The sequence below is a fragment of the Brevibacillus sp. FW306-2-1A-C05A genome (assembly GCF_058781555.1).
This window is the reverse complement of the sequence record NZ_JBYSWV010000008.1, coordinates 35227-52506: the sequence shown is the minus strand read 5'-3', so window position 1 is coordinate 52506 and position 17280 is coordinate 35227. Positions and strand designations below refer to the sequence as shown.

Below are 17280 nucleotides of genomic sequence, written 5' to 3'. Positions count from 1 at the left end.
TTTCGTTTTTGCCTTAGCGGGTGCAAGCGCGAATGTTGTTACTCCGGCATGTTGCCGACGGTCGGATCGACGACGAAGTCCCGCTGGAAGCCCGTGTATTTGACCTCGGACACCATCCCTTTGGCCGCATGCCCCAGGTCGTGGCAGTGGAACATCCACTCGCCGGGATTGTCAGCCGCAAAGGCGACGACGTAGGACTCGCCTGGCAGCACATTCAAGGTGTCCTTGACCAGCGGCGAGCCGGACACGGGCTGGCCGTTTTTGCTCAGCACCTGGAAGAAGTGTCCGTGCAAATGCATCGGGTGGACGTCCTCCGGCGAGTTGTTGACGATGGTCACCTTGACCCGGTCGCCTTTTTTTACATCCAGCGGAGGGACGTTCGGGAACGTTTGGCCGTTGATCGTAAACACCATCTGCCCGTCGCGCGAGTCGGTGTTCAAGTCCATTCGGTATGTGATATCGTACGGCTGTTCCAGCGAAAAGCTGCTTTGGGCCGCTTCGCCGTATCGGGTGAGATCAATGACCGGGAGTTGACCCGACTCCGGTTTGGCCTGCGCCGCTTCGTAGCCTTCGTAGACGATAGGCACGGCAAGCGATTTGGCGCCAGGGTTGTCGCTTCGCTCCTCCAGCAGCCATGTTCCCGGGTTGTTCGCTACAAATTCGAGATCGTAGCGCTCGCCGGGGGCGATGTTGAGCAACTGTCCGCTCGTGAGCGGCGGATTGTGCAGCGGCTGCCCGTCCGTGGAAACGATTTGGAACGCATGTCCTTGCAGGTTCAGCTTGTGCGACAAATACCCGGCATTGATGAGGCGGATGCGGACTTTTTCGCCTTCCTTCACGCGCAGCGGAGCGATGGCAGGTCCCGTCTTCCCGTTGACGGAAAAGATCGTGTACATGAGCGGCATCATTTTCGCGTCGCTCATGTTCGCCATGTCGTGGCCGCTCGCAGCAGAGGTGGCGGGAGCGGCGTGGTCAGCACCGTGGTTCATGCCTGCCATCGAGCCGCCGCCACCGTGCATTTCGGCCATGCTGTCGTCCTGCATCCATTCGTCGAGGACGAGCGTGACGTCTTTGTCTGCTGGCTCCGGCGTTTTCGGCTCGACGACGAGCGAGCCGTACAGCCCTTTGTCGACCTGCCTGGAGCTGTTTTGATGCGAGTGGTACCAGTACGTTCCCGCCACGTCGACCTTGAAGCGGTAGGTGAAGCTTTCGTTTGGCTTCACCGCATTTTGCGTGACACCGGGGATGCCGTCCATGTTGTTTGGCACAGGCAGCCCGTGCCAGTGGATCGTCACCGGCTCCGGCAGTTCATTTTTCAAGGTGACGGAAATCGTCTCGCCCTGCTTGACGCGAAGCTGCGGTCCAGGGACGGTTCCGTTGTAGGTCCAGGCTGTTTTCATCGTCTGGTCGTCGAGGTGCAGCATGCTCTCTTTTGCCGTGAGGGTGAACGTATTGCCCGTCAGCACCTCCATGGCATTGTCGCCTGACGCAGTCATCGGTTGGGAGGGAGCAGCCGGTTGCTGCGTCGCGCTTTGGTCGGCTCCCATGTCGTGCCCGGCGTGGCCCGCGGTCGTCGCTTGCTCGGTCGAGCAGGCGGACAGAAGCAGCAGACCGCCCAGCAAAAGCGGGAAGGCTGTGCTTCGTAACGATGATTTGTTCATGATTCTGGCGTCCTCCTTTGCGCACTTTCGAAAAAAGCGTAGCAAAGGAATGTGGAGAAACCATGAAGGCGCGAGGGACGGGGAGGAAAAAAAGCGGCTTTTTCTGCGGCGGGAAAAGCGGGAAAGTGGCAAAGCGTCAAATCACCAAATCACAAAAGCGTCAAAATGCCAAAATACCAAAATACCAAGGCGCCGCCCAACGGCCAGTCCAACGGTCAGTCGCCGCGCCTGTTTGAATCGGCGCTCGCCAGCGCGTGCTTTTGCGCGTCGCGTTTTGGCCGTCCCAGGCCATGAACAGCGATCAGGCGAAAAAAGACAGCGGCATCCCGGCAAGTGAGCCATGGTGCAGGCAGCTCATGCCGCTCGTAAGCAGTCTGACCAGCACGCAGCAGCCAAGCCCCGGCACAGCGCCAACCGTCCCGCGCCATGAACAGCGACCAGGCGAAAAAGGACAGCGGCATCGCGGCAAGCGAGCCATGGTGCAGGCAGCTCATGCCGCTCGTAAGCAGTCTTGACCAGCACGCAGCAGCCAAGCCCAGGCACAGCGCCATCCGTCCCGCGCCAAAAACCCCGACGGCGAAGCCGAGAAAACAGAGCCGGAAAAACAAGGCTTGCTTTTGCAAATGTATGACACTTCTGTTACGATCTGAGCGAAACCGGCGAAGAGAGCGTGAAAAATGCTATAATGGAGTATCCTCCATGCAAAAATGAAAGTAGATTGGGACAGGGATGGTGTTCACTTTTGGGTAACGTGGATTTTGCAAGCTTACCTTGGAATTTGTTTTGGATCGGAATCTCCTATTTTTTGGTGACCGGCGCTTTCTTCTGTATTGGCTTTATGCGTCTTGTATCCCAGCGGGTGAAAAGCGGCATCGTCTGTATGGTCATCGCGGTCATCAGCGGGGGACTATTCCTGAACTATTTGTTTACTCATCACATTTAATTTTCGAAACCGTGGCTCTGCCAAGCCATGGACGAATCCTGGTTGCACCTATACCGGATCAGAATGATCTGGACAAAACATCCCATGCGGGCCTGATGTGTATCGGACATCCTGATTCGATAGCAGTACATAGTGGAGCTGACGGTGGAAACGCGCCGTCAGCTTTTTGCGTCTGTCCGGCCCGGAAAAAAGAGGCATGCCGCCCGGAAAAATGCGCATAAAACCAGGCCATTTGGCTGAAAACAGAAGCGCTGCTCCCTGTCTTTTGCCGCAGCTTTTGGCGCCTGTGATTTCCCGGAAAAAATCGGCAGGGAATGTAAACAATTTGTAACGCGTTTTTGTCTTTGTGCGTCTTATAATCAGGATACAAGAGGTTGCCGGGCACAAAGCAGAAGGCATGAAAAAGGTGACCGGGCAACTGATTTGGGCCGATCAGATTTTCTTGCAAAAATCCGGTCGGCACCGATGCAGCGAAGGCTTCGTCCACATCGTTGGGAAAGTCTGGTTTGCGCACAAAAATCAGGAAGGAAAGAGGGGAAACAGCCATACATAAGAAGAAGGCGCACACATTACGGAAAGTACGTAGGGCACCACATCCTGAATACGGGCAATGATGATTGGAGGATTCATTTTCCATTGCAGATAATGAACGAGACCAACCCCCGTTTTCTTCAGCCAACCTTTAAGAAACCTGGGGTTTTTGCATTCATATAGCACGCAATTCCCGATGTGTAATGACTGCCCCCGTCAACTAATAACGAAACAGAACGGAATTAAAAGGGGAGAGTGCAGATGAGCTGCATGGCGAGCACGGTAAGCAAGAACAAAGCAATGGTTTTTTCGAATGGCAAGGATCTGACGCACAAGCAAGTGGAAGTACGGACTCGCCAAACAAACAGCAGAGGAGGCCGCCACCATGCCTGAACCGATCAAGGCTTCCAACAGCCGTTACATGCCCGGAATCGACGGGCTGAGGGCACTGGCGGTACTCGCAGTCATTATTTATCACTTGAATTACAATTGGGCGCCGGGAGGACTGCTCGGAGTCGGGATCTTTTTCGTCCTCTCGGGTTACCTGATTACTGATTTGCTGATTGCCCAGTGGAGCAGGCACGGGCGATTGGATATGAAAGACTTCTGGCTGCGCAGGGCCAGACGGCTGTTGCCGGCACTGTTGCTGCTGATGGTCGTCGTCGTGATGAGCGTCGCGCTGTTTGTCCCGGAGCAAATGGGACGCTTGCGCGGGGATGTGTGGGCGGCTGTTTTTTACGTCAGCAACTGGTGGCTGGTCTTTTCCGAAGTATCGTATTTTGAAAAGTTTGGCCCGCCTTCGCCGCTCGGTCACCTCTGGTCGTTGGCTGTAGAGGAGCAGTTTTACTTGATCTGGCCTCTCCTGGTCGCGCTCGGGCTGTCCGTGGTCAAACGCCGCGGCCCGCTCGTGATGCTGACGCTCGGCCTGGCTGCACTCTCGGCAATCCTGATGGTCGTGCTGTATGTGCCGGGAGAAGACCCGAGCCGGATTTACTACGGAACCGATACACGGGTGTTCGCCCTTTTGATCGGTGCTGCTCTGGCCATGATGTGGCCGAGTCGCAAGCTGACCACGAACATCTCCGGCAAGGCGCGTCTGACGCTGGACGTGGTCGGAGCCGCGAGTCTCGCGATTTTGCTTCTGTCGATCTGGAAAACGAACCAGTACGATGACTTTTTGTATCAGGGCGGGCTGGTGCTGCTGTCGCTTGTAAGCGCGCTTTTGGTAGCTGTCCTCGCCCATCCGGCAAGCGCTCTGGCGAAGGTGATGGGCTGCAAGCCGCTCAAATGGCTCGGCGTGCGCTCGTACGGCATTTATTTGTGGCATTATCCCGTAATCGTGCTCACGAGTCCGACTGGTATGGAGGACGGAGGCGTGATCGCGGTCGTGCGCGCCGCTCTGCAACTTGTCGCTTGCATCGTGCTGGCCGCCTTGTCCTGGAAATACGTCGAGGAACCGATTCGCCACGGCGCGCTGGGCAGACTGTGGGCGAACGTCGGCTCGGGCAAAAAGCGGGGGGCTTCCAAGCGTTCTACCCGCATCCTCGCCACAGGATGCGCCTTCGCGCTGTGCGTCATTTACTTTGGAGTCGCGACCTTGACTTCCGGCGCTACCGCTGGCAACAGCTCCCCGCAGCCAAAGCCGGTGGAGTCGGCCTCCGCCGCAGACGCTGCGGGACAAAAGGAACAGGCTGCCGAGCGCGCCGGAAAACCGTACGGCCCGGAAGTGCCAGCCGTTGTGAAGAAGCCGGACCCGGCACCGAAGCCAGATAGCCAGACGGCGGCAAAGCCGAAAAACGAAACAAAGCCAAACGCAACCAAGCCTGCTGCGGACAGCACCAAGCCCGCGCAAAATCAGGACAATTCCGCCGATTCCAAACAGCCGAAAGCTTCGGATGCGCCAGCCGTCGCTGTCCAATCCGGCAAAGGAATTACTGCCATCGGCGACTCGGTCATGCTCGACGTGGAGCCGTATCTGGAAAAGCTTTTGCCCGGGATCGTAATTGACGGCAAGGTCGGTCGGCAAATGTCGCAAGCGCCTGACACGATTGCCGCCTTGAAAGCGCAAGGGCGGCTCGGCAATCGCGTCATCATCGAGCTGGGGACGAATGGCTCCTTCAGCAAAGGCCAACTGGATAAGCTGCTAAAGGCATTGAATGGCGTGGAGCAAATTATCGTCATCAACACGCGGGTTCCGAAGCCTTGGGAAAGCGTTGTCAACCAGACTTTGGCAGATGTGGAGGCAACCCATCCGAACGTCAAGCTGATCGACTGGCATGCGGCCAGCGCCGGGAAAAACTCGTACTTTTACAAGGACGGCGTGCATCTCAACTCCGAGGGCGCACGGGCGTACGCGCTGCTCGTAGCCAGCGCGCTCGCTCCGACCGAAGCGGACAAGGAGAGCGAGGCGCAAGCACCGAAGCCAAATGAGGAAAAGCCGCAACAGCAACAGCCAGCGGCTCAGGAGGACAACAAGCAGGAGCATGCGCAAAAAGAACCGCAGGAAGCGGAAGAAGCGCAGCCATAAACGGAATCGCACAAAACAGGCCAGTCTGCCGAAAGGGGGCTGGCCTGTTTTTATGTTGTGAGAGTTGCTAGTAGTAGTATTCACGTCAGCATCCAGACTGGCAGGCAAACAGCCGGACGCCGCATTTGTCGAAACAGTTGCCATCTGGATCGTTGTGGAATCGCACCGGATAGCGCTATAGTGAACAAGACAGGCCCGATCGCTGGAACGTCATAGGCGGCAAGCAGTCCCATCGACTTTGCTGCCAAAACATAGAGGCGCCTGGCAAAAGAACAAGGCAGTTAGGTGGAATGCACATATGACTTTAGAAAAACTAAGCGTGCTGGATTTGTCGCCCATCTACGGGGGAGTCGATCCGGCTGTTGCCCTGCGGCAATCAGTGCTGCTGGCCCAAACCGCTGAAGCGCTCGGCTACTGCCGTTACTGGGTGTCCGAGCATCACGACATGCCCGGATTGGCTTCGTCTGCGCCGGAAGTTTTGCTCGCGCATATCGGGGCACAGACGAGCAGCATCCGGATTGGGTCGGGAGCGGTGCTGCTGCCGCATTACAAGCCGTACAAAGTGGCCGAAGCTTTTCATCTGCTTTCGACCTTGTACCCTGGGCGAATCGATCTTGGCGTCGGCCGCGCGCCGGGAGGCTCTGCGCATGCGACGATGGCGTTGAACGACCATTTTTTGCAGCAGGTTGGCCGGATGCCGGAGCTTGTCGCGCAACTGGCTGCCTTGCTGGGCCACGCGTTCACCGTCGAGGGCGAGCCTGTCCTCGCCCGACCGCTCCCGCCACAGCCGCCGCAGCTATGGTTGCTCGGGACCAATCAAAAAAGCGCGGGCTACGCCGCGGCAAACGGGGCAGGCTACGCGTTCGGCCTGTTTATGAGCGAAGCGGAAGGGGAGGACGTCATTGCCGCGTACAAGCGAGACTACAAGCCGTCCGTCCGGCAGCCAAAGCCGGAGGTCATCGTTGCCGTCGGCGTCATTTGCGCCGAGACGATGGAGGAGGCGAGCGCCTGTGCGCAAGCGAGCAGCGCCGCGTTCCGCAGGCCGCCGATCGCGGGCGATCCGCTTTTTGTCCGGGAAAAGCTGCAAGAACTGGCAGAGCGCTATCAAGCAGCGGAAATCATGGTCATCACCGACATTCCGGATTACGCCAAACGGCTGCGCTCCTACGAGCTGATTGCCCACTCCGTCTTTAACCTTGGTTCCCCGGCTTGCCGCCAGACATAAATTGGGGCAGAGTATGGCTCATCTGCACATGGACTTTTTTGGCCTTCTCATGTACGATTGCATACGGGATTCCATCATGTAACGGGTGAAAGAAGGAAAAAACGATGATTCGTTCATACTTGCTGCTGCTTTTTTGTGTGACGCTGTGGGGAAGCAACTTTGTGTTCGGAAGCATGCTGGTCAAAGAGTTTCCTCCGCTGTTTCTCGCCGATGTCCGGCTGATTTTCACGTCGCTGTTTTTGATTTTGTACGCCTGGCTGACGAAAAAATTCGTGAAAATTACGCTGCGCGAGCTGGGGCTGCTCGTCTTGCTCGGACTCATCGGCACCCTGGCCAATCAGACGGCGTATTTCAACGGCCTGCTGACGACAGACGCCACGACCGCCTCGCTGATCCTGTCGCTGGCGCCGATTGTGACAGCCGTTCTGGCCTCGCTGTTTTTGAAGGAGCAGTTTACGCTGCGCATGAAAATCGGTTCGGGCATCGCCTTGCTCGGCACTTTTTTCGTCGTGGGGATTGGAGCGGGCCTCTCCATCTCCAAAGGCGTGCTGTTGATCGTGATTGCGATGGTGACGTTCTCGGCGTCGATGATTATCATTCGCAAGCTGACGCAGACGATGCAGCCGTTCATTACGACGGTGTATTCGACGACGGTCGGGACGCTGTTTTTGACGCCTGCGGCGATGCTGACGCTCGATTCCACGGCGCACATCAGCCATGAAGCGTGGGCGTGGGGCATGCTGATCGTCACCGCGATTCTCATGCAAGGCGTTTGCGGGATCGTCTGGAATTCGCAGTTGAAAATTGTCGGGACAGGGAAGGCGGCGATTTTTCTCAACTTGCAGCCGTTCGTGGCGATGCTCGTCGGCTTTTTGCTGCTTGGCTCGCAGGTGACCGCGATCCAGGCGGGCGGCTCTCTTTTGATCGTCGCAGGCGTCGTCGTCGCCAGCGTGCGCTCGAAGCGGTCCGCGCAGGCGGCGGCGCAAAGGCTCGCCGATCGTCCGAATCGCTGCAACGTTTAGAACCATACAAAAGCCAAAAACCAAACGGCAAAAAACCAGTCCGCCACGGCATCGCTTCAAACGCGCACCGTGTCTCAGACTGGTTTTTTGTACTGTACAGATAACAATGGATAAGCTGGTTATCGAGCATTCGTGCAACTAAGGCTGCGCCAAGCCGTTGGCGGCGCGGCCAAGTTTTCTAATCGGGCATGCGGACGATTGTACTTACGGGCTGTCCGATAAAGCGGGGAGAACGCGGTAAATTTTGCGCGGGCGTCCGCGATTGGTCGGGGTTTCCTCGCCGATCTGCTCGATGACGTTGTGCTCCGCCAGATCGCTCAAAATCCGTCTGGCATTGCGCGGCGTCATGCCCATCCATTCGGCCATTTCCGCCGCGCTGATGTAATTTTGCCCCAACGCCTTTTGCACCGAAATGATTTTGTTCAAGGTCGTAATGCTGACCCCGGCCTTTTTCAGTCCTTCGCTGATCTCCTTGTCCTCTGTCCAGTACTCGTAGCTGATGCTTTTGGCCTGGCGCAAGGGGCCTTCGATGGAGCCGTCGTGATCGACGAGAATCGCGGCGTTTCCGTGCTTTTTGGCGTGGACGAGCGCGAGCTGCGCGTTGCGTTCGGCCGCCAGCGCGGTGACGCCAAAGCCGATGCCCATATTGGCTGTCGAGTTGGTGAGCAGCATGATTTTTTCCAGCAGGCACGTCGGATGGAACGCCGGGTTGTCTTCGAACGAGCCGCGTGTAGAAAACAAAATGAACTTGTAGTTGCCCAACGAGACGAAGCTTCCCGAGATGGATTCGGTGTAGTCGAGCACGATCTCCTGCAGCTTGAGGTCGAGGCGGCGCAAATCGTAAGCGTTTGCAGGTTCATTGGCGAGCTTGTCCATATCGGATACTTCCAGCAGTTGCACGGCGATTTGCGACCGTTTGAAGTGCAGCGTCTCGCCCTCCTGCAAAATTTGCTTGAAAATTTCGCGGAACGTCAGACGGGTGAAGCCCATCCGGTACACCTTGATCCCTTGGCGCTGCAGTTCTTCGGTCACGGACAGCATCCCGGTGACGCAGGCGTCTACTTTTCCTTCCCGGACGAGAGCCGTGTGATAGGCGACGAGGTGGTTGGTGAGCCGGAACTCCTGGTACGGATTGAGATACGGCTGCTCGCACGTCAGCCCAAGCTCCTCCAGCGTTTCGCGAAAATGCATTTCTGATACGGTATCGAAGCTGACGCGATCCAGCGATAGCCCGTCGCGGTACACCAATTCCAGGAGCACCTTCGTCAGCACACTGGCGTTGATTTGCGGATAAAAAGCTTTTTGCTTGTGCAAATGCTGCTTCGCCATCGAGTAGGGGCCAATCCCGGAGAAAAACCAGATATCTACCTCCGGCTCGTTTTCTACCACGATCGTAGCCGCTTCCTCCGCGCGCTGGTAAACAAACGGAATCAGGACGAGGCGGTCTGCGAACTCTCGTCCCACCTTTTTCATCAATTCCACGGAATCTTTCGGACCTACTAAGCCGACTCTTATAATCATCATGTCCTCCAACTAAACGGTAAAGTACGGGATAACCTATTCGTCACGAAGTGGATCGATCCTCTTTTCGGCATTATCGTATCGTTATATTCTTGATGCCAATGCCATAAATACCCAGCCCAAGCAAAGGAAATCCAGCACGTGAGCAAAAGGCGTTTAAGGGATGTTTTAGGGAAAAATTCCGTATTAGCGTAGTTTACTATTAGAACAGGCGAGTTGCAACCGATGAAAAAAATTATGAGTAAAACAAAAAATCAGAATTGACATTAAATAAAGATATCACTATATTGTTGATTTAAGGAATGTTTTAGGTTAATTTCCGTTAAAGGGGGCCGAACGAGAGAGAAGCACGTTTTTTGCAAGCCTGGATAGGGGGAATAAGAAGAAAATGGCGCGTTACTTGTTAAAACGAATTTTGATGATGGTCGTCACGCTGTGGATTATCGTTACGCTGACGTTTTCCTTAATGCACATGATCCCGGGCGATCCGTTCGCCTCGGAATCCGATCAGCTCCCGGAGCAAATTTTGCTCAACTTGCGCGCCAAGTACCATCTGGATGAGCCGCTGCCGATGCAGTATTTGTCTTATCTGAAAAGCTTGGCGATGCTGGACCTGGGCCCTTCGATCAAATCAGAGACACGCGGGGTCAACGATATGATTAAAGACGGGTTCGGGGCGTCGGCCCTGATCGGGATGCAGGCAATCGTCATTGCGCTTTTTTTTGGACTGATATTCGGAATAATTGCGGCATTAAACCGAAATACATGGATTGATTATGCGGCGATGGTCATGGCCGTCCTGGGGATTGCGGTACCGAGCTTCATCATGGCGCCGCTGTTGATTAACTATCTGGCGATCAAGTGGCCACTGTTCCCGGTCGCGACGCTCGCAAGCTGGAAGCATTCCGTGTTGCCTTCCCTGGCACTTGCCTTCGGGCCGCTCGCGATCATCACGCGCTACATGCGGACGAGCATGATCGAAGTCATGAACCAGAACTACATACGGACAGCGGAGGCAAAAGGGATTCCGACTTTTCTGATTGTAGTCCGCCACGGCATTCGCAACGCGATTTTGCCGGTCGTCACGTTCCTCGGTCCGCTGGTGGCCGGGCTTTTGACCGGAACGTTCGTCGTCGAGAAAATTTTCGCGGTGCCGGGTATCGGGAAATATTTCGTGGACGGTATTTTCAACCGGGATTATCCGGTCATTTTGGGAACAACGGTGTTTTACAGCGCGATTCTCGTGCTGATTATTTTCTTGATTGACCTGGCGTACATGTTCATTGATCCGCGCATCAAATTGTCGAGCAGGGGGAGGTAGCCAATGGCGGCAGAACAAGCAGCGAATGAGCTGTTTCGACCAAGAGCACAAAAAACAGATGGGCAAGCTGTCCAGATGCGGCCGAGCCTGACCCATTTTCAACAGGTGACGCGCAAGCTCGTCCGCAACAAGCTCGCGATGGTAGGCTTTACGCTCATCGTGCTGATGGTGGTCATGGCCATCGTCGGGCCGCATCTGGTGCCGTACAGCTACTCGGACCAGAGCCTTTTGACCGCGAATCAGGAAATATCCGCCGAGCATTGGTTCGGGACGGACGAGCTTGGACGGGACATGTTTTCCCGCACCTGGTACGGAGCGCGAATCTCGCTCATCATCGGCGTCACAGCGGCGCTGATCGACCTCGTGATCGGGGTCACGATCGGAGGGATTGCCGGATACATGGCGGGCCGGGGAAAACGCGGCGACCGCATCGACACGATCATCATGCGTCTGATCGAGGTGCTGTACGGCTTGCCGTACTTGCTGGTCGTCATCATGCTGATGGTCGTCATGGAGCCGGGAATTTTGACGATTATCATCGCCTTGTCGGCAACTGGTTGGACCGGGATGGCCCGGCTCGTGCGCGGGCAGATTTTGCAGTTGAAAAACCAGGAGTTCATTATGGCGGCCCAGGTGCTCGGGGCAAAATTTCCGCGCATCCTGCTGCGCCACCTGATTCCGAACACGATTGGCGTCATTATCGTCAACCTGACGTTCACCATTCCGTCGGCGATTTTTGCCGAATCGTTCCTGAGCTTTCTCGGCTTGGGGGTACAAGCTCCCATCGCTAGCTGGGGGACGATGACGAACGATGCGCTGGGCGTGATTTTGACCGGAGACTGGTGGAGGCTGTTCTTCCCGGCTTTGATGATCTCGCTGACGATGTTCGCCTTCAACGTTTTCGGCGATGGCTTGCAGGACGCACTCGACCCGCGGATTCGTGAGTAACCGCGCCCAAGGATAGGAGGAACCGGGCATGACAGAGCAATTGCTGCAAGTAGAAAACCTCCGGGTACATTTCAAGACATACGGGGGAGAAGTACAGGCGGTGCGCGGCGTCACGTTTCACGTCGACCGCGGCGAAACCGTCGCTGTAGTCGGAGAGAGCGGCTGCGGAAAGAGCGTGACCGCCCAGGCGATCATGGGCTTGATCCCGAATCCGCCGGGACGGATCGTCGACGGGCGCATCCGCTTTGCCGGAAAAGACATCACGAGCCTGAGCAAAAAAGAGTTGCTCGCCTTGCGCGGCGCCGAAATCGGGATGGTGTTCCAAGACCCGATGACCGCACTGAACCCGACGATGAAGGTAGGAGCCCAGATCGTGGAAGGCTTCGTGCGCTCTCAGCAGGTGACGAAGGAAGAAGCGCGGCAAAAGGCCATGGAAATGCTGCGGCTGGTCGGCATTCCCGATCCGGAAAAACGGGTCGATCAATACCCGCACGAATTTTCCGGCGGCATGCGCCAGCGCGTCGTCATCGCCATCGCGCTGGCCAACAATCCGAAGCTGGTGATCGCCGACGAGCCGACTACGGCGCTCGACGTGACGATTCAGGCGCAAATTCTCGATTTGCTGCGCGAACTGCAAGCCAAGCAGCAGCTTTCTATCGTGATGATTACGCACGATCTGGGGGTCGTAGCGGAGATCGCGCACCGCGCTGTCGTCATGTACGCAGGGATCGTCGTCGAGACGGGCAAGGTCGAGGACATTTTCGCCAATCCGAAGCACCCGTACACATGGGGGCTGATGCGCTCGCTGCCGCGTATTGATGGCGAGGAAAAAGAACGGCTCGTGCCGATCGAAGGCGCGCCGCCAGACTTGTTCCATCCGCCAAAAGGCTGCCCGTTTGCCCCGCGCTGCCAGTTTGCGATGGAAATATGCGAGCAGCAGATGCCAGAGGCTAGCGTGTTTGAAAATGCACACCAGGCAGCATGCTGGTTGCATGATCCTCGGGCGCCCAAGCTGGATGAGCTCGTAGCAGCAGGGAGGCAGACGTAGATGAGTGAGTCATTGCTGGAAGTAAAAAATTTGAAGAAACATTTCGAGATCGGCAACGGCATCCAGCTCAAGGCGGTAGATGGGGTCACGTTTTCGATCAAGCGGGGAGAGACGCTCGGGCTGGTAGGGGAAAGCGGCTGCGGAAAGTCGACGCTCGGCAGGACGATGATTCGCCTGTACGACCGGACAGACGGCGAAGTTTTGTTCAAGGGCAAAAATGTACACCAATTAAAAGGAAAAGACTCGGCGCAGTTCAACCGCGATGTGCAGATGATCTTCCAGGACCCGCAGGCCAGTCTCAATCCGCGCATGACGGTCATGGATATTATCGCAGAAGGCTTGGACATCCACGGCTTGTCGCGCGGGGCGCGCGCCGATCGGGTCAAGGAGCTGCTGGAGCTGGTCGGTCTCTCCAAGCAGCACGCCAGCCGGTTTCCGCATGAGTTTTCCGGCGGTCAGCGGCAACGGATCGGCATCGCGCGGGCACTGGCGGTCGAGCCGGAATTTATCATCGCCGACGAGCCGATTTCTGCGCTCGATGTGTCGATCCAGGCGCAGGTCGTCAATCTGCTGGAAGATTTGCAGCAGGACAAAGGGCTGACCTACCTGTTCATCGCCCACGATCTGTCGATGGTCAAGCATATCTCGACGAAAATTGGCGTCATGTACTTAGGGAAAATGGTGGAAATGGCCGAGAGCTTCGAGCTTTACGCCAAACCATTGCATCCATATACGCAAGCCTTGTTGTCATCGATCCCGATTCCCGACCCGACGATCAAGCGGGAGCGCATCATTTTGCAGGGGGATTTGCCGAGCCCTGCCAATGCTCCGAGCGGCTGCGTCTTCCGGACGCGCTGCCCGAAAGCAACCGAGCAATGCGCACAAGAGGTGCCGGAGTGGATCGAGGCGGCGCCCAACCATTGGGTCGCCTGCCATTTGTATCGGTAGTACGATTTTACATCTTTTTATACAGGGGGAACCATTGTGAAGAAACTAGCTGCTTTTGCCCTGTCTCTGTCGCTCGTGGTGCCAGCGCTTGCTGGCTGCGGCGGCAGCGGCGGGACAGCAACCAACGGAGGTGCCGCTACAGGTGCTCCAACTGCTGCGGTCAAACAAGAAGTCGTGTTCAACGCCAAGTCAGAACCGCCTGACTTGAACCCGCTCACCTCCACAGATACGACCTCGTTCTGGATTATGGATCATCTGGGCGAAGGGCTGTACACCAAGGACAAAGAGGGCAATCCGATCCTGGGCGCAGCAAAAGAAGTGAAGCTGTCCGACGACAAGTTGAAGTACACGTTCATTTTGCGTGACGATGCGAAGTGGTCGAACGGCGAGCCGGTGACGGCAGAAGATTTCGCCTATACGTTCATGAAGCACATTGATCCGGCGACTGCTTCCACGACTGCCTATCTGCTCTACTACATTAAAGGAGCAGAGGCTTACAACAAAGGGACTGGAAAAGCAGAAGACGTCGGCATCAAGGCTGTAGACGAAAAAACGCTGGAAATCGAGCTGGTAGCGCCAACTTCCTACTTCGACAAAATGCTCGCAACCCGCTACTGGCATCCGATCAACAAAAAGCTGGCCGAAGCCAATCCAAAATGGGCAGCCGATGCGGAAACGTACATTTCCAACGGCGCGTACAAGCTCGTTTCCTGGAAGCATGACTCCGAGCTGGTCATTGAAAAGAACGAGCATTACTGGAACAAGGACGACGTAAAAATGGAGAAGATCACCTGGAAAATGGTGAACGATGCCACGACGTCCTACCAGATGTACAAAAGCGGCGAGCTTGATTTCAACAAAGAGATGCCTTCTGACATTCTCGCCCAGGAAAAATCAAGCCCTGACTACAAATCCGTTCCATACTACGGCACGTACATGTACATGTTCAACGTAACGAAAGAGCCGTTCACCAACAAAAAGGTCCGCCGTGCTTTCGCAATGGCAATCGACCGCAAAGCGTTGACCGAAATGGTCAGCCAGGGCGGAGAAACGCCAGCTTACTCGATGGTACCGCGCGGAGCGATCACGCCGACAGGCAAAGACTTCCGCGAAGAAGGCGGCGACTACTTCAAAGAAGACGTGGCAGAAGCGAAAAAGCTGCTCGCAGAGGGCATGCAGGAAGAGGGCTGGTCTACTCTGCCTGAAGTAACGCTCATGTACAACACAGATGAGAGCCACAAAAAAGTAGCGCAGGCGATTCAGGAAATGTTGAAGAAAAACCTGGGCGTAGAAGTGAAGATGATGAACCAAGAGTGGAAAGTGTACCTCGACACGACGAAACAAAAGAACTATCAAATGGCTCGTATGGGTTGGGTAGGCCAAATCAGCGACCCGGCGTTTAACCTCGACTACTATTTGGGCGACAGCCCGAACAACCGCACTGGCTGGGTGAACAAGGAGTACGATCAACTCAACATGGCGGCAAAAGTCGAGCAAGATCCGAACAAACGGATGGAATTGCTGCATAAAGCCGAAGCGGTCCTGATGGATGACATGCCGTTCATTCCGATTTACCACTATCAGCAAAACTATTTGGTTAAACCAAACTTGGAAGGTTTGACATATCCGGTCAACGCTTTCCCAAGTGCGCGTTGGGCAACGAAAAAATAGAAAAAAGAGGAGTCTCTCCTCTTTTTTCCCTTTTCTACACGGTCATCCCCACGCAACGATTCGTCAGCGAAGATCCACCTACATACACACGCAACTTACGAGGAAAGGGTGATTGAACCTTGATTATGGACTATTTGCAAGTGAAGTCCGCCTATCAGTTGAAAGTGGTGCCGCAGACAGACGAGCTGACCTTTTTGACCAAGCTGACAGGCATCGCCCAGTTGTGGCGCTGGGACGAAGGGAGCCAGAGCGCGCGCCAGGTGAGCTTTTTGCCTGACAGAGTGGTCGATTTCGGGCATTCGCCGTGCGGGACGAAAACCGTCGTAGGCATGGACAACAAAGGCGACGAACGGCAGCAGTTTTTTTTGTTGACGGACAAAGGGGCTGCCGTCAAGCCGCTCACGGATGCGCCGCAATGTTTCCACTACTTCGGTGGCTGGTCGCCTTGCAGCAAAAAGATCGCCTGGTCGAGCAACCGCAGGCATCCGCGCTGCTTCGACCTGTACGTGCAAGACGTGGACAGCGGTGTCTATGAAGAGGTGTATCGCTTTGACGGGCGCTGCGACCCGATCGCCTGGCTGCCGAATGGCAACGGCCTGATTTTTACCGTGCAGGAAACGAATATCGACAACGCGCTCTACCTGCTCGATCTAAAGAGCAGAGAGGCGAAGAAGCTGCCGATTTGCAGCAAGCAGGCGCGCTTCCAGTCGCTGCAATTGACGAAGGACGGCGAGCACGGCTACATCGTCACAGACCGCGACGACAATACGATGGCGCTTTGCCGCTTTTCGCTGGCAGATGCAGAGCTTGTGAAGCTCGTTCACATCGCGAAGTGGGATATCGAGGAAGCGAAGCTCTCGCCCGACGAGGATTTGCTTGCTTTTACCGTCAATCAGGGCGGGCGTTCCGTTTTGGGCGTTTACTCGCTGGCCGAAGAGCGCTGGGAGTTGGCGGAAAACGTGCCTGGCGGAGTAATTGCCGGATTGGCTTTCCGGGCGGATGAGCAGCTTGCCTTTGCGCTGAAAAGCCCGACCTTGCCCGGCGATATATGGACGTACTCGCTCCGCGAAAAAACAAGCGCGCGCGTGACGAGCATCGGCGTGGCGCGGACGATCCAGGACAAGCTGGTCGAGCCAAAGCTGTGTACGTTCCGTTCGTTCGACGGCCTGGAAGTTCCGTACTTCCTGTACAGCAAGGAAAAAACGGGCAAAAGCCCTGTCGTCGTCTACGTCCACGGCGGGCCGGAGAGCCAGATTCGCGCCGAGTATCATCCGGTTTTTCAATATTTGGCCAATCAAGGCTTCACCGTCGTGGCTCCGAATGTGCGCGGCAGCATGGGCTACGGCCGGGAGTACGTGCAGCTCGACGATCGCCGCAAACGGATGGACTCTGTCGCCGATCTCGCCTGGCTGGTCAAAGACCTGTCGCAAAAAGACACGGTCGACCCGCAAGCAATCGGTATCATGGGCCGCAGCTACGGAGGCTTCATGGTGCTGGCCGCTCTGACCCATTACCCCGACCTGTGGGCTGCCGGAGTGGATATCGTCGGCATTTCGCACTTCCGCACGTTCCTGGAAAACACCGGGGAATGGCGGAGAAAGCTGCGCGAGGTCGAGTACGGATATTTGGGCGAGGACGACGATTTCTTCGAAGAGATCGCGCCGCTGAATCACTCCGCCAAGATCAAGGCGCCGTTGCTCGTCTTCCACGGGCGCAACGACACCCGCGTACCCGTCAGCGAGGCAGAACAGCTTGTGGCGGATATGCAGGCCAGAGGGCAGCAGGTTTCGCTGCACGTCTTCGAGGACGAGGGTCATTTCACGGAAAAGCTCGCCAACCACATCACGCTGAACCAGAGCATTACGCAGTTTTTCTTGCAGCATCTACAGCCTTCCCATAAGTGAAAAGGAGTGA

13 protein-coding genes are annotated in these 17280 nt (G+C 56.1%); 9 read left to right on the top strand and 4 right to left on the bottom strand.

Features of this window, described 5'->3' with window-relative positions:
* Positions 1-38: 38 nt before the first annotated feature.
* The 3 genes from AC3WJN_RS08110 to AC3WJN_RS08100 all read right to left on the bottom strand — a co-directional run bounded on the left by AC3WJN_RS08110 (position 39) and on the right by AC3WJN_RS08100 (position 3283).
* The gene (locus tag AC3WJN_RS08110; RefSeq protein WP_492329242.1) at positions 39-1661 is read right to left on the bottom strand and encodes a multicopper oxidase family protein; all 1623 of its coding nucleotides are present in this window, start codon (positions 1659-1661) and stop codon (positions 39-41) included.
* Between the two features lie 215 nt (positions 1662-1876).
* The gene (locus AC3WJN_RS08105; protein WP_122953421.1) at positions 1877-2284 is read right to left on the bottom strand and encodes a hypothetical protein; all 408 of its coding nucleotides are present in this window, start codon (positions 2282-2284) and stop codon (positions 1877-1879) included.
* A 378-nt stretch (positions 2285-2662) separates the two neighbouring features.
* Positions 2663-3283, bottom strand: a complete 621-nt coding sequence (locus AC3WJN_RS08100; RefSeq protein WP_157179536.1) for a hypothetical protein — start codon at positions 3281-3283, stop codon at positions 2663-2665.
* A gap of 237 nt (positions 3284-3520) precedes the next feature.
* On the opposite strand from AC3WJN_RS08100, the gene AC3WJN_RS08095 reads away from it, so the two are divergent.
* The 3 genes from AC3WJN_RS08095 (at position 3521) to AC3WJN_RS08085 (ending at position 7909) form a co-directional block, all read left to right on the top strand.
* On the top strand, positions 3521-5662 hold the full coding sequence (locus tag AC3WJN_RS08095; protein WP_005829525.1) for an acyltransferase family protein: 2142 nt from the start codon (positions 3521-3523) through the stop codon (positions 5660-5662).
* Positions 5663-5960: 298 nt separating this feature from the next.
* Positions 5961-6887, top strand: a complete 927-nt coding sequence (locus tag AC3WJN_RS08090) for an MsnO8 family LLM class oxidoreductase (RefSeq protein WP_005829526.1) — start codon at positions 5961-5963, stop codon at positions 6885-6887.
* A gap of 104 nt (positions 6888-6991) precedes the next feature.
* Complete coding sequence (locus AC3WJN_RS08085) at positions 6992-7909, top strand: DMT family transporter (protein WP_005829527.1); 918 nt, start codon at positions 6992-6994, stop codon at positions 7907-7909.
* 204 nt (positions 7910-8113) lie between these two features.
* Here AC3WJN_RS08085 and AC3WJN_RS08080 read toward each other — a convergent pair whose 3' ends face one another.
* Entirely contained in the window at positions 8114-9430 is a 1317-nt protein-coding gene (locus tag AC3WJN_RS08080; RefSeq protein ID WP_007783597.1) for a helix-turn-helix domain-containing protein, read from the bottom strand.
* 388 nt (positions 9431-9818) lie between these two features.
* Between AC3WJN_RS08080 and AC3WJN_RS08075 the strand changes: the two genes are divergently transcribed.
* The 6 genes from AC3WJN_RS08075 to AC3WJN_RS08050 all read left to right on the top strand — a co-directional run bounded on the left by AC3WJN_RS08075 (position 9819) and on the right by AC3WJN_RS08050 (position 17270).
* Positions 9819-10751 (top strand): ABC transporter permease, encoded by a 933-nt coding sequence (locus AC3WJN_RS08075; RefSeq protein WP_005829531.1) that lies wholly within the window; start codon positions 9819-9821, stop codon positions 10749-10751.
* Positions 10752-10754: 3 nt separating this feature from the next.
* Positions 10755-11699 carry an ABC transporter permease gene (locus tag AC3WJN_RS08070; protein WP_005829533.1) on the top strand — a complete coding sequence of 315 codons (945 nt, stop codon included), beginning with the start codon at positions 10755-10757 and terminating at the stop codon, positions 11697-11699.
* A gap of 28 nt (positions 11700-11727) precedes the next feature.
* Positions 11728-12747: an ABC transporter ATP-binding protein gene (locus AC3WJN_RS08065; RefSeq protein ID WP_005829535.1), complete on the top strand. Its 1020-nt coding sequence runs from the start codon at positions 11728-11730 to the stop codon at positions 12745-12747.
* The gene (locus AC3WJN_RS08060) at positions 12748-13695 is read left to right on the top strand and encodes an ABC transporter ATP-binding protein (protein ID WP_007783650.1); all 948 of its coding nucleotides are present in this window, start codon (positions 12748-12750) and stop codon (positions 13693-13695) included.
* Positions 13696-13731: 36 nt separating this feature from the next.
* Positions 13732-15366 (top strand): peptide ABC transporter substrate-binding protein, encoded by a 1635-nt coding sequence (locus tag AC3WJN_RS08055; protein WP_005829540.1) that lies wholly within the window; start codon positions 13732-13734, stop codon positions 15364-15366.
* Positions 15367-15485: 119 nt separating this feature from the next.
* Positions 15486-17270, top strand: coding sequence for a S9 family peptidase (locus tag AC3WJN_RS08050; protein WP_492329241.1), 1785 nt, complete (start codon positions 15486-15488; stop codon positions 17268-17270).
* Positions 17271-17280 lie beyond the last annotated feature (10 nt).